The organism is Clostridioides difficile ATCC 9689 = DSM 1296, from assembly GCF_001077535.1.
Taxonomy (GTDB): domain Bacteria; phylum Bacillota; class Clostridia; order Peptostreptococcales; family Peptostreptococcaceae; genus Clostridioides; species Clostridioides difficile.
Genome location: NZ_CP011968.1, coordinates 4,022,367 through 4,035,464, shown reverse-complemented (window position 1 = coordinate 4,035,464; position 13,098 = coordinate 4,022,367). Strand labels below are relative to the sequence as shown.

13 protein-coding genes are annotated in these 13,098 nt (G+C 27.7%); 12 read left to right on the top strand and 1 reads right to left on the bottom strand.

All coding sequences use genetic code 11. The features are described 5' to 3' along the window. Window positions 1-3: 3 nt before the first annotated feature. The 6 genes from CDIF1296T_RS18730 to CDIF1296T_RS18705 all read left to right on the top strand — a co-directional run bounded on the left by CDIF1296T_RS18730 (window position 4) and on the right by CDIF1296T_RS18705 (window position 5,259). Window positions 4-921, top strand: coding sequence for a SufB/SufD family protein (locus CDIF1296T_RS18730; protein ID WP_003435793.1), 918 nt, complete (start codon window positions 4-6; stop codon window positions 919-921). A gap of 141 nt (window positions 922-1,062) precedes the next feature. After that, on the top strand, window positions 1,063-2,247 hold the full coding sequence (locus CDIF1296T_RS18725) for an amidohydrolase family protein (RefSeq protein ID WP_009894081.1): 1,185 nt from the start codon (window positions 1,063-1,065) through the stop codon (window positions 2,245-2,247). A 106-nt stretch (window positions 2,248-2,353) separates the two neighbouring features. Further along, window positions 2,354-2,542, top strand: a complete 189-nt coding sequence (locus CDIF1296T_RS18720; protein WP_003422320.1) for a ferredoxin — start codon at window positions 2,354-2,356, stop codon at window positions 2,540-2,542. A 148-nt stretch (window positions 2,543-2,690) separates the two neighbouring features. Then, a complete protein-coding gene (locus CDIF1296T_RS18715; protein ID WP_009898795.1) occupies window positions 2,691-3,341 on the top strand; it encodes an HAD family hydrolase in 651 nt (216 codons plus the stop codon). Between the two features lie 102 nt (window positions 3,342-3,443). Further along, window positions 3,444-4,382, top strand: coding sequence for an SDR family oxidoreductase (locus CDIF1296T_RS18710; protein ID WP_003429183.1), 939 nt, complete (start codon window positions 3,444-3,446; stop codon window positions 4,380-4,382). Window positions 4,383-4,503: 121 nt separating this feature from the next. Continuing rightward, window positions 4,504-5,259 carry a metallophosphoesterase gene (locus tag CDIF1296T_RS18705; protein ID WP_021361228.1) on the top strand — a complete coding sequence of 252 codons (756 nt, stop codon included), beginning with the start codon at window positions 4,504-4,506 and terminating at the stop codon, window positions 5,257-5,259. Window positions 5,260-5,543: 284 nt separating this feature from the next. Here the strand turns inward: CDIF1296T_RS18705 and CDIF1296T_RS18700 are convergent, their stop codons facing one another. Further along, window positions 5,544-6,278 (bottom strand): tRNA 2-thiocytidine(32) synthetase TtcA, encoded by a 735-nt coding sequence (locus CDIF1296T_RS18700; protein WP_003435803.1) that lies wholly within the window; start codon window positions 6,276-6,278, stop codon window positions 5,544-5,546. A 124-nt stretch (window positions 6,279-6,402) separates the two neighbouring features. Between CDIF1296T_RS18700 and CDIF1296T_RS18695 the strand changes: the two genes are divergently transcribed. The 6 genes from CDIF1296T_RS18695 to CDIF1296T_RS18670 all read left to right on the top strand — a co-directional run bounded on the left by CDIF1296T_RS18695 (window position 6,403) and on the right by CDIF1296T_RS18670 (window position 12,921). Beyond that, a complete protein-coding gene (locus CDIF1296T_RS18695; RefSeq protein WP_009898791.1) occupies window positions 6,403-7,119 on the top strand; it encodes a M15 family metallopeptidase in 717 nt (238 codons plus the stop codon). A 133-nt stretch (window positions 7,120-7,252) separates the two neighbouring features. After that, the gene (locus tag CDIF1296T_RS18690) at window positions 7,253-7,945 is read left to right on the top strand and encodes a response regulator transcription factor (protein ID WP_003435805.1); all 693 of its coding nucleotides are present in this window, start codon (window positions 7,253-7,255) and stop codon (window positions 7,943-7,945) included. A gap of 64 nt (window positions 7,946-8,009) precedes the next feature. After that, entirely contained in the window at window positions 8,010-9,116 is a 1,107-nt protein-coding gene (locus CDIF1296T_RS18685) for a sensor histidine kinase (protein ID WP_021390726.1), read from the top strand. A 281-nt stretch (window positions 9,117-9,397) separates the two neighbouring features. Continuing rightward, entirely contained in the window at window positions 9,398-9,853 is a 456-nt protein-coding gene (locus CDIF1296T_RS18680) for an S-ribosylhomocysteine lyase (RefSeq protein ID WP_003422312.1), read from the top strand. Next, window positions 9,843-10,568: a vitamin B12 dependent-methionine synthase activation domain-containing protein gene (locus CDIF1296T_RS18675; protein ID WP_003435810.1), complete on the top strand. Its 726-nt coding sequence runs from the start codon at window positions 9,843-9,845 to the stop codon at window positions 10,566-10,568. The genes CDIF1296T_RS18680 and CDIF1296T_RS18675 overlap by 11 nt, the downstream gene beginning before the upstream one ends. Continuing rightward, on the top strand, window positions 10,540-12,921 hold the full coding sequence (locus CDIF1296T_RS18670; RefSeq protein ID WP_018112609.1) for a homocysteine S-methyltransferase family protein: 2,382 nt from the start codon (window positions 10,540-10,542) through the stop codon (window positions 12,919-12,921). Before CDIF1296T_RS18675 ends, CDIF1296T_RS18670 begins: the two co-directional genes overlap by 29 nt. Window positions 12,922-13,098: the final 177 nt, after the last annotated feature.

The window sequence follows — 13,098 nt, the reverse complement described above, 5'->3', positions numbered from 1 at the left end:
TAAATGAACAAAATAGATTTAAATCTTTTAGAAAAAGTTGCTGAACTTCGTGGAACTCCATTAGGAGCATACAATATACGTAAAAATGGGCAAGGAGTAGAGAGACATTCAACTGAAAATGTAACTATAATTCCTAAAACTGATAAACCTGGAATAGATATTATAGTAAAGCCAAATACAAAAGGAGAAAATGTACATATACCAGTAATAGTAACAGAGGCTGGTGTACAGGATATGGTATATAATGATTTTGAAATTGGAGAAAATGCAGATGTTGTTATAATTGCTGGGTGTGGTATACATAACTGTGGTTGTGATGATAGTGAACATAATGGTATACATAGATTTTTCTTACGTAAAGGAGCTCGCCTAAAATATGTAGAAAAACATTATGGTGAAGGTGATGGAGAAGGAAAGAGAATTTTAAATCCAGTTACTATTGTCAATATGGATGAGGATTCATATTGTGAAATGGAAACAATTCAAATTAAGGGTGTAGATTCAACTAAAAGAGAAATGGATGCAAACCTAGGTAAAGGAGCTAAAATAGTTGTATTTGAGAAATTATTAACTCATGGTAATCAAGTTGCAGAATCTAATATGAAGGTTATCTTAGAGGGTGAAAACTCTTCTGCTCAAGTAGTTTCTCGTACAGTTGGGCAAGATAATTCTAAGCAAAAGTTTAATCCTTGTGTTATTGGGGATTCCCTTTGTTCTGCACATGTTCAATGTGATTCAATAATTATGGGAAATTCTCAAATTAGTGCTATACCTGAAATTGCTGCAAATCATCCAGATGCTCTTTTAGTACATGAAGCAGCTATTGGAAAGATTGCAGGAGACCAAATACTAAAGATGATGACATTAGGTCTTACTGAAGAAGAAGCCGAGCAACAAATACTTAATTGCTTCTTAAAGTAAATTAAAGATTTTATTTAATTTAATATAATTAATATAGTATAATATAGTGAATAAGTCTAAAATATTTTTATTTTTAGGCTTATTTTCTTTATGTAAGAAAAGCTATTAGAGAAATTATATTGTAATTAGGATGTGGAATAAATGAAAAATTTACTTATAAGAAATGGGACAATAATATCTCCAACAGATGGTATCAAATTTGAAAAAAGAGATATCTTGGTTTTACATGGGAAAATATATGCTATTGGATTGAACCTTAAAGAGAAAATAAGAAAAGAAAAATTACTTACAAATAAAGAGTTCGAGATAATAAATGCCGATAATATGTATATTTCCCCAGGATTTATAGATGTTCACACCCATTGTTATAAGAGAAAATTACCTACAGGTATGGATTCTGATTCAATTGGAATTGAAAAAGGTTCTACAGTTATATTTGATGCAGGTACAGCTGGTCCCTCAAACTACTATGATTTTAAAAAAAAGTATATGGATGAGTGTAAAACAGAAGTATATTCTTTTTTAAATGTTACAAATGAGGGACTAAATATATTGAATGAATCAACTTCTTTAGATGTTATAAATTTTGACAAGGTTGAGTCAATTGTAGAAAAAAATATAGAAAAGATAAAGGGTATAAAAGTAAAAGCGAGTAAATTTCAATCTAATGAAAGTGGTATAGATATAATTAAGAAATCAAAGCAAGTTGCTAAAAAATTAAATTTACCCTTAGTGGTATATATAGGAGAGTATCCATCATATATAGATGAAGTAATGAATATTTTGGGAAAAGGAGATGTGGTTACACCGGTATATGGAAATAGTACAAATGGAATCCTTAAAGAATCTGGCACATTAAGAAAATCAGTAATAAATGCAAAGAATAGAGGAGTATTGTTTGATGTATGTCATGGAGTGGACCAATTTGATTTTAAAGTTTTTAAAAAAGCAATAAAGCAAGGTTTAGAGCCTGACCTAATAAGTACTGATATGCATATAAAAAACATGAAAGACGTAAACTATTCTCTTTTAAATGTTATAAATAAAATTATGGAACTTGGGATATCCCTAGAAAAGTGTATAGAAAAAGTAACTGAATACCCAACAAAGATTTTCGATTTACATGGAAATAAAGGCAGAATAAAGATTGGTGGAGAAGGTGATTTTACAATATTTACAATGGAGGAGTGTAATGATATTATAAAAGACTACAATAATAATGAACTTGTTTTAAATAAAAAATTAAGATTGCAATATACTGTAAAATCATGGATGAAAAGCAGTGAAGTTTATAGACATGGATACGAAAATACTATAATAAACTAAACAATAGTGATAAAATAATAAATATATGTTTAAATTGGTATATATTGGATAAATATCTAAGGAAACAACAATTAAAAAATAATAATTTTAGGGGAGGTATTTTAGTATGAAAGCATTTGTTGATAAGGATGTATGTGTAGCTTGTGGAGCATGTATAGGAACATGTCCAGACGTTTTTAGTATGAGCGATGAAGGGCATTCAGTAGCAATTGAAGGAGAAATACCAGCAGATTTACAAGATTTATGTAAAGAAGCCGAAGAAGGATGTCCAGTTTCAGCTATAACAGTTAAATAGAGCTGTTTAAATTTATTTTTAAAATAAATATATAAGATTTAATTGGTACTTAAGCTATAGTATTAGAAACTTCTATTACTATAGCTTTTTAAAATAGATAAACTTAATATATAAGATATTACTTTTTATAAATATGGAGGACTGAAATATGAAGAAAAATTATGAAATAATATTGTTTGATTTAGATGGAACACTTACAGACCCTAAAGAAGGAATAACAAAGTCTATCCAGTATTCTTTAAATAGCTTTGGCATAGAAGAAGATTTGGACAACTTAGAACAATTTATAGGACCGCCATTACATGATACTTTTAAGGAATATTATAAATTTGAGGATAAAAAAGCTAAAGAAGCTGTTGAAAAGTATAGAGAATATTTTGCTGATAAAGGGATATTTGAAAATAAAATTTATGAGAATATGAAAGAGATATTAGAAATGCTCTATAAAAATGGTAAAATATTATTAGTAGCAACTTCTAAGCCAACAGTTTTTGCAGAAACTATACTTAGATATTTTGATATAGATAGATATTTTAAATATATAGCAGGTAGCAATCTTGATGGTACAAGAGTGAATAAAAATGAAGTTATACAATATGTACTAGACCTATGTAATGTAAAAGATAAAGATAAAGTTATTATGGTTGGAGATAGAAAGTATGACATAATTGGAGCTAAAAAGATAGGTATAGATTCTATTGGAGTATTGTATGGGTATGGTTCTTTTGAAGAGATTAGTGAAAGTGAACCTACTTATATTGTCGAAAATGTAGAGTCTATAAAAGATATTTTGTTATAAATATCTTTTATAGACAAAAATATTACAAAATGGTGTCGCATATTTAAAAATATGATATTATAGTTAAGGAAGTCATTTAAAAAAGAGGAGGATGCACTTAAAATGAAATCTATTTTAATTATGGGTGGAAGCGACTTCATAGGTTCTGCACTTGCTAAGCGCTTGATTAAATGTGGGTATCAAATTGATATACTTACAAATGGTAAAAAGGAAATAGATTATAATGGTTTTAAAGAACATCTAATTTGTGATAGAAAAGTTCGAAAAGATATGGAAAACATTATCACAGGAAGAAAATATGATTACATATATGATATGACAGCATATACAAAAGAAGATGTAAGTAATCTGATTGATTTTATAAGCATGGATAACTTAAAAAAGTATATAGTATTGTCAGCAGGAGCAGTATATAAAGATAGTGGAAGAAATATAAAAGAAGAAAATGAGAAAGGTGAAAATGAAAACTGGGGAAAATATGGGTTAAATAAAAAAGAGGCTGAAGATTTTATTATAAATAGCCCTATACCATATATAATTATTAGACCAACTTACATATATGGTGAAAATAATAATTTATATAGAGAGTATTATTTCTTTGAAAAAATAGAAAAAAATGAAAAGATACCAGTACCAAAAGGAAAACAAGTTAGTAATCAATTTATATATATTGGGGATTTGGTAAAGGTATTGGAAAGCATAATGAAAAATCCTCATGTAAGAGAGGCCTATAATGTGACAAATCCACAGTTAATTTCTTGGGATGACCTTATATATACATGTGGAGAAATTATTGGCAAAGAACCTATAATAAAATATGTAGATATGGAAAAAGTAGAGTTTAGAGAAAGAACGTATTTCCCATTTAGAAATATAGACTTTAATCTTGATATAAATAAGCTTATTGAACATGGGCTTTATATACCAAACGTGTTACTAAAAGAAGGTCTTACAGCAACATATAAATGGTTTTCAGCAAATAAGCCAAAAATGCATGACAGAAAAATGAACAAAGTTGAGTCTGTAATGCAAATAGTTTAAAAAAATAAATAAGTAGGTAGATATTTTGAACTCAAAAATTAAGTATTTTTTAAAATTTTTTATCTTAATATTTATTTTGATTTTTATATACTCAGTTGCGATAGAGCCGAGTCTATTAATTGTGAAAAAATATAATATAAGTGAAAATGGAGCATTGATAAAAAATGATACAATTGAGAGTAAATCTGAAAGTGTAAAAGTAGTTCAAATTTCAGATACTCAAATAGGTAGTTTTTATTCAACTAAGAATCTCAAAAAAGTAGCTAATAAGATTAACACTTTGAATCCAGATATAATAGTATTTACTGGTGATTTAATTGATTACTCCAATAAAAATCCAAGTGTAGATGAAATTACAACTATTTTATCAAGTATGAATGCTAGGTTGGGAAAATTTTCAGTATTTGGCAATCATGATTATATGTATAAACTTCCTAGGTATTATAGGCAGATTATGAAAAATTCCAACTTCAATCTTTTAGTAAATGAAAATAAAAAAATAAAATTAAAAGATGATAAATATATTAATATATTAGGTGTTGATGAAATATTAAATGGAAATCCTAATATAAAATATCTGGAGAGTCAAATAGATAATAAAAGTTTTAATTTATTGTTAGCACATGAACCAGATTTAGTAGATATGCTTAGTAAAGATACAATGAATTTAGTTCTATCTGGGCATAGTCATGGTGGTCAAATAAGATTACCTATTAAGGGAGCATTAGTTACTCCTCCATATGGAAGGAAATATACTAAAGGGTTTTATGATATAAATGGAAATCATTTATATGTGAGTTCGGGTCTTGGAAGTACAAAGTTACCATTTAGATTTTTTAATATACCAGAGATAATAGAATTTAATATTATAATCTAACATAAAATATTTAGAAAATATAATTTTGCTTTTTATAATATGTAGATGTATATACTGTAAAAATGGATTAAACCAGTAGATTGAATGAATTAATAGATTAAATTAATATATAAAATATTTAAGTTATAATTAATGTATTAGACAAAATAAATACTATTAAGAACTATTAAAATATAGATTAAAGATAATAACATATAATAAATAAAAAAGTAAGATTGTGTAGATTATATAAAGATTATTTACAATTAATACAATCTTGCTTTTTTATTTAAAAATTTTAATTATTATTTAAAATTTTTTATCTTCTCTTTATCCCATATAAACAATTTCTCAGAATTATTTAAAGCACCAAATACATTTCTTTTAAAATCAGGCATCTCTTTATTTAAATTAGCAATAAGATTTTTTATGTACTCTCTCCTAGTATGACCATTTGCAGGGCAGGGATTTGTGATAATAGGATAGTTAGAATCTTTTGAAATTTTCTTAGTCATATACTCTTCTATGTAAACCATAGGTCTTATAACTGTTAAATCCTGTCTGTCTAGGTATGTCTTTGGGGAAAAACAATTTACTCTACCCTCATAAAACATAGACATTAAAAATGTCTCAATTGCATCATCTTTATGATGACCAAGAGCTACTTTATTACATCCAAGTTTTTTAGCATTATCGTTCAAAGCACCTCTTCTTAAATTAGCACATAATGCACAAGGATTCTTTTCTTGTCTTATATCAAATACAATTTCTTTTATGTCAGTTTGAAATTCATAAAAAGGAACATTTATTTCTTTACACAATTTATCTAGTGGAGAATTATCAACACCTCCAGTATTTAATGTTATGGCTATCAATTCAAAGTTTTGTGGAGAAAATCTTTGATAACTTTTAAGTATATGAAGTAAAGTTAAACTATCTTTTCCACCAGAAAGTCCAACCGCAATTTTATCATTTTCTTGTATCATATCAAAATCTTGTATAGCCTTACGAGCTTTACTTAGAAGTTTTTGTATAGACATTTTATCACCATCCTTTAAAAATATTAAATTTAAGATTTATTTAAGATTTACTTATAAAATACTTAAGTCTTATACTCTAAAATTAACATTATAGCAAACATAACAAAAAGGAGAAGATTTAATTATGAAAAAATTTAAATTAATAGGAGCCATTATTTTAGTAGTATTTATAAGTGTATTTATATCTAAAGATAGATTACTTAAGAAAGATAACGATCCAATAGTAGCTGCTCAACATGATTCAGAACAAGATGTTGAGGCAAATTCTCAAAATAAAAATCACTCAAATAGTATATCAAATATATTATTGGTAAACAAGACAAATGGAATTAGCAAAAACTATACTCCTGAAAATATTACTAAGGTAAACATACCTTTTGTTGAAGAAGCAACAGAGGAAGAAAAACAAATGGCAGGAGAACCTGCAAAGGCAGTTGAAGATTTAGTTAAGCAAGCTAATTCAGAAGGAATACAGTTTTTAGGGTCTTCAGCATACAGATCTTATGATACTCAACTGGATACTTATACAAGAAGGGTAAAATCTCAGGGACGAGAAAAGGCAGATGCATATGTAGCAAAGCCTGGTTACAGTGAGCACCAAACTGGACTTTGTATTGATTTAACAAATCCAGAAAGATGGTTTGTTGGAAGTACAAAAGAAGCTAAATGGTTGGCAGAAAATGCTCACAAGTTTGGATTTATAATAAGATATCCTGAAGGTAAAGAAGATATAACAGGTACAGCATATGAACCATGGCATATTAGATATGTTGGTAAGGATGCTGCCGAGGAAATTTATTCAAAAGGATTAACTTTAGAAGAATATTTACAAAATAAATAATATAAATGTGTAAATAATTTGTATTATATTGGAAATTTAGAAATTAATAAATTTATAGATTACACTAACTAAAATATAGTATAATTTTATATGAATAAAGCTATATACAAAGATTAAGTTAGGATGTGTAAAAATGAATAATACAGTTCTTGTTGTGGATGATGAAAAGGAAATAAGAGACCTTATAGAGATATATCTTTTAAATAGTGGATATAATGTAATTAAAGCTGAAGATGGAAAAGAGGCTCTAGATATTTTAAAAAAGGAAAATATTCATTTAATGATATTGGATATAATGATGCCTAAAATGGATGGGATAGAAGTTTGTAGAAAAGTTAGAGAAAGTTTGAATATACCAATACTTATGTTAAGTGCAAAATCAGAAGACATGGATAAAATACAAGGGATAATGACTGGTGCAGATGACTATTTGACAAAACCATTTAACCCACTTGAACTTACTGTGAGAGTGAAGTCGCTGATTAGAAGAGCATATTATTTTAGTGGTGCTAATAATGAAGATAAAGATGTCATAAAGGTTGGAGTAGTAATTATAGATAAGGAAAAACATAGTGTAACAGTGGCTGGAAATGAAATAATTTTGACATCAAGAGAATTTGATATATTATATTTACTAGCAAATAATAAAGGCAGAGTATATAGTACAGAAGAAATATTTGAAAAGGTATGGAAAGAGAAATATTACCAATCTAATAATACTGTAATGGTTCATATGAGCAGAATAAGAGATAAAATTGAAAAATATACAGATGGAGAAAAAATAATTCATACTGTATGGGGAGTAGGATATAAAATTGAAAAATAAAAGTTTATTAAATCATATGTTTCGACCCATATTAGATCTTATAATAAGCTGTGCTTTAACTTCAATGCTTATTTTAACAAGTATGTATATAATAAAATCATTATATGTCAATAGTGATATGTCTGTAGTTAATCAACTTGTATATCAAGCAAGAGATTTCAGAAGTCTTATAGGGTATGATTTATTTTATCCATTTTTATTTACAATCACATCATTAGCAATTTATTCCATTATATCGTACAAGAGAAATAAGCAAATTGTAGATTTTATAAGAAAGACTAATAGAAAAAATCAAAAATTAGAAATCATTAAAAGTGCTGTAAATTTAATGGATGAAGGTAACTTAGAAAAAAGTATAGATATTGAGTATGATTTAGATATATTAAAGGATAAAGAAAAGGATGATATTGATGAACTAGCACATAAAATCAATAATATAGTCCATCAACTTAGAAATATAACTATTGAAGAGAGACAAGCTCAGCAGACAAAAACAGATTTAATAACAAATGTGTCACATGACTTAAGAACACCTTTGACATCCATAATGGGTTATTTAGGAGTGATAGAAGAAGGTAAGTATAAAGATGAAGTTCAGATGATGTATTATGTTGATATTGCATATGAAAAATCGAAAAATTTAAATGTTCTTATAAATGATTTGTTTGAATTGACTAAAATGCAAAATAATACAATAAAATTAAACAAAATAGAAATAAATTTAGTAGAGTTATTAAGTCAAGTAGTATCTCAATTTGAAATTTATTTTAAACAAGAATTTATGGTTAGTAGAATTAATTTTAATGAAGAAAAATTAATTGTAAAAGCTGATCCAAATAAATTGGTAAGAGCATTTGAAAATCTTATAACTAATGCTGTGAAATATGGAAAAGATGGGCATTATGTAGATATAGTCACAGAGAAAAAGGAAGATATGGCGGTTGTAAAAGTGATAAATTATGGGGAACCAATTCCAGTGTTAGATTTACCAAATATATTTGATAGATTTTATAGAGTTGAAAAATCGAGAAATAGAAATGTTGGAGGTTCTGGATTGGGTCTTGCGATTACAAAAAATATTGTAAATTTACATGATGGAGAAATTACTGTTTCAAGCGATAAATATCAAACTATGTTTGAAGTACAACTGCCAATAATACAATCAGCTTAGTTATAAAATAAAAGTACGATTATGTGATATAAATATTATAACAATAAAGTGTTTACAAAAATAAAAAAGTAATATATAATTTAAGTCAGTTTAATAAGATACTTATCAAGAGTTAGGGGAGAGAGTTAGCTCAGTGATCCTATACCAACCTTTTATCAGGTGGTCCTGCTAACAACGATGAGATGACTTGAAATAATATACTCTTCTTATCAATAATAGATAGGAAGAGTTTTTTTTAGAATTAATGTAACAAATTTTAAAGTATAATGGAGGATTAAATAATGGAAAAAGTAGAAAGTTTTAAGCTAGACCATACAAAAGTAAAAGCTCCTTTTGTAAGAAAGTGTAGTGTACTTGATGGAGTAAAGGGAGATAAAGTAACTAAATTTGACTTGAGATTTTTACAGCCAAATGTAGAAAGTTTTGGAACTGCTGCTATGCACGGTTTAGAGCATCTTTTAGCTACTTATTTAAGAGATACATTAGATGGTGTAATAGACTTATCTCCAATGGGATGTAGAACAGGATTTTATTTAATACTATGGGGAGATGTAGATGCCAAAACAGTTAAGATTGGTTTAGAAGAAGCATTAAAAAAAGTTCTTGAATCAGATAAAATGCCAGCAGCTACAGCTATAGAATGTGGAAACTACAGAGACTTATCTTTATTTGGGGCAAAGGAATATGCAAAAGATGTTTTAGATAAAGGATTTTCTTTAAATATATATGGAGAATAATTTAATTGGAAGAGAAGATATAAGCATAAATCAAAGTGAAGTTTTAAGATATTTACAATACAGAGGTCAAGAGATAGATAAAGACCTTAAATATACTATTGATGAATGTGTAGCTATAACTAAAAATAAAATAAATCCTAGATATTTATCTAGGATTTATCCTATTAAAATAAATAAAGATAATGTTGTAGAATTAGAGGGAACAAATTTAACATTAGAGAGTAAAGATGTATATGAACTTTTAAAAGAATGTAATGAGTGTGTAATTATGGCAGCTACTATAGGGATAGATATAGAAAAAGAAATAAGACGACACTCTTATTCAAATTTAACAAAAGGACTAATAATTGATTCATGTGGAACAACAGCAATAGAAGAAGTGTGTGACATTGTTCAAAATAATTTAGAAAAGGTTTTTTTAAAGCAAGATAAATTTATAACTATGCGATATAGCCCAGGATATGGAGATTTACCAATAGAAAAAAATATAGATATATTAAACGTTTTGAATGCTCAAAAACAAATAGGTCTAACAATTACTTCTAATGGAATTATGATACCGAGAAAGTCAGTAGTGGCTATTATAGGTATTTCTAATACAAGAATAAATAAATCTAAGAAAGAAAAGTCGTGTGAAAATTGTAAAAACTATAGAAACTGTACATATAGAAAAGGAGCGAACTCTTGTGGAAATAAGACAATATCTGAAAAATAATATATTAATATTTGATGGTGCAATGGGAACAATGCTTCAACAAAAAGGGTTAAAGTTAGGTGAAAATCCAGAAGTATTTGGTCTTCAAAATCCAGATAAACTTATAGAAATACATACAGCATACTTAGAGGCAGGTTCGAATGTAATTCTTACAAATACTTTTGGATGTAATGAACTAAAATTAGATAGTAAGTATACTGTAGAAGAAGTGATTGACAATGCTGTTTTGGTGGCTAGAAAAGCTATAGAAAATGTAGATAATACTAAACCAAGATATGTAGCTTTAGATATTGGTCCTATAGGAGAAATGCTAGAGCCTATGGGTACTTTAAGTTTTGATAAAGCATATGAAATATTTAAAAGACAAGTACTACAAGGCGTTAAATCTGGAGTTGATGTAATAGTAATAGAGACTATGATGGATTTATATGAAGCTAAAGTAGCTGTATTAGCAGCAAAAGAAAACTCTGATTTACCTATTTTCTGTACTATGACATTTGATGAAGGTGGAAGAAGTTTTACTGGATGTATGCCAGAATGTATGGTGGCTACTATAGAAGGTCTAGGTGTAGATGCAATAGGAGTTAATTGTTCATTAGGACCTAAACAACTTTTACCAATAGTTGAAAAAATAGCATCAAGAGCTACAGTCCCTGTTATGGTTCAAGCAAATGCAGGTCTTCCAAATATAGTTGATGGAGAGGCTATATATGATGTTGATGCAAAAGAATTTTTTGAAGGGGTTAAAAAGTTCGTTGAAGTTGGTGCTACTATAATAGGTGGATGTTGTGGTACGAATCCAAGTTTTATAAAAGAAATATCTGAGAATATAAATTCTGTTACAAAGGGATGTATCGAGAAAATTGATAAATGTGTAGTCTGTTCACCATCAAAATTTGTGGAAGTACAATCGCCTACAGTTGTTGGAGAAAGATTGAATCCCACAGATAGAAAATCTCTACAAGAAGCATTAAAAAATGAAAATGTTGATTATGCTATAAATTTAGGTTTAGAACAAGTAAATGCTGGAGCACAAATACTTGGAGTAAATGTTGGTCTTCCAGAGATTGATGAAAAAAAACTAATGCCAAAATTAATAAGAGAGATTCAAGCAGTAGTAGATACACCTTTACAAGTTGATTCTTCCAATGTAGAGGCCTTAGAGCAAGGACTTAGATATTATAATGGTAGAACAATAGTAAACTCTGTAAATGGCAAAGAGGAGTCTTTAGAAAGTATATTACCAATAGTTAAAAAGTATGGTTCATGTGTGGTTGGACTTACACTTGATGAAAAGGGGATACCTAAAAAGGCTGAAGAAAGATTTGAAATAGCAAAAAGGATAGTTAATAGAGCAGTTTCTTATGGGATAAAACCAAAAGATATATTTATAGACTGTTTATCATTAACTGTTTCAGCACAACAAGAAGAAGCAATAGAAACTATAAAAGCTATAACAATGGTAAAGACACTAGGAGTAAAAACTATATTAGGTGTTTCAAATATTTCATTTGGTCTTCCAAATAGGAAAGCACTTAATGCTTCTTTTCTAACATTAGCTTTAGGGGCAGGGCTTGATTTAGCAATTATAAATCCAAATGAATATAGTATGATGGAAGCTATCAATTCTTTTAAAATATTAAATAACACAGATAAAGGATGTATAAACTATATAAATCAATATAGCAATATAAATAATTCAAAAAAGTCGGATTCATCTACAAAGATTGATAAAGATTTGCCCTTGGATATTTTAGTTGAAAGAGGATTAAAAGATGAAGCAAAAAATGTAACACTGAATCTTTTAAAAGAGAAGGATGAAAATTATATATTAGATGAGATTTTAATTCCTGCTCTTGATAAAGTAGGAAAAAGATATGATAGTGGAGATATATTTTTACCACAATTGATTCAATCAGCAGAAACGGTAAAAGTTTCATTAAATACAATAAAGGAAACTTTATTAAGTAAAAGTAGCAATAATGTATCCAAAGGAAAAATAATAGTTGCTACAGTAAAAGGTGATATCCATGATATTGGGAAAAATATAGTAAAAATAATGCTAGAAAATTATGGATATGAGGTTATAGATTTAGGTAAGGATGTCCCTATTGAAGAAGTAGTGGAAGTTGCTAAAAATAGAAATATAAAATTAGTAGGATTAAGTGCACTTATGACTACGACTGTTCAAAGTATGAAAGATACAATTCAGGCACTGAGAGATAATGAGATAAATGCAAAGGTATTTGTAGGAGGTGCAGTTTTGACAGAAGAATACGCTGAAGAAATGGGTGCTGATTATTATTCAAAGGATGCAAAGTCTGCTGTTGAAATAGCAAAGTTAAATTTTTAGCATATAAATTAAAATAAAGGTTTTACTAAATAGGATATTTTATATATAATATAAATATAAGTTTTAGATACTTATGTTTAAAACAATAGGAATTAATCTATAATAATGAGATTAATTAATATAAAAAATATTTATCATCAACATTAAAAAGGGCTGGGAAGTCTGGTATAACTTCCA

What these genes read in the sequence shown, in the direction of transcription:
- CDIF1296T_RS18730 (WP_003435793.1), top strand. Translation starts at nt 4, where the DNA reads ATGAACAAAATAGATTTAAATCTTTTAGAAAAAGTTGCTGAACTTCGT.
- CDIF1296T_RS18725 (WP_009894081.1), top strand. Translation starts at nt 1,063, where the DNA reads ATGAAAAATTTACTTATAAGAAATGGGACAATAATATCTCCAACAGAT.
- CDIF1296T_RS18720 (WP_003422320.1), top strand. Translation starts at nt 2,354, where the DNA reads ATGAAAGCATTTGTTGATAAGGATGTATGTGTAGCTTGTGGAGCATGT.
- CDIF1296T_RS18715 (WP_009898795.1), top strand. Translation starts at nt 2,691, where the DNA reads ATGAAGAAAAATTATGAAATAATATTGTTTGATTTAGATGGAACACTT.
- CDIF1296T_RS18710 (WP_003429183.1), top strand. Translation starts at nt 3,444, where the DNA reads ATGAAATCTATTTTAATTATGGGTGGAAGCGACTTCATAGGTTCTGCA.
- CDIF1296T_RS18700 (WP_003435803.1), bottom strand. Translation starts at nt 6,278, where the DNA reads ATGTCTATACAAAAACTTCTAAGTAAAGCTCGTAAGGCTATACAAGAT.
- CDIF1296T_RS18695 (WP_009898791.1), top strand. Translation starts at nt 6,403, where the DNA reads ATGAAAAAATTTAAATTAATAGGAGCCATTATTTTAGTAGTATTTATA.
- CDIF1296T_RS18690 (WP_003435805.1), top strand. Translation starts at nt 7,253, where the DNA reads ATGAATAATACAGTTCTTGTTGTGGATGATGAAAAGGAAATAAGAGAC.
- CDIF1296T_RS18685 (WP_021390726.1), top strand. Translation starts at nt 8,010, where the DNA reads ATGCTTATTTTAACAAGTATGTATATAATAAAATCATTATATGTCAAT.
- CDIF1296T_RS18680 (WP_003422312.1), top strand. Translation starts at nt 9,398, where the DNA reads ATGGAAAAAGTAGAAAGTTTTAAGCTAGACCATACAAAAGTAAAAGCT.
- CDIF1296T_RS18675 (WP_003435810.1), top strand. Translation starts at nt 9,843, where the DNA reads ATGGAGAATAATTTAATTGGAAGAGAAGATATAAGCATAAATCAAAGT.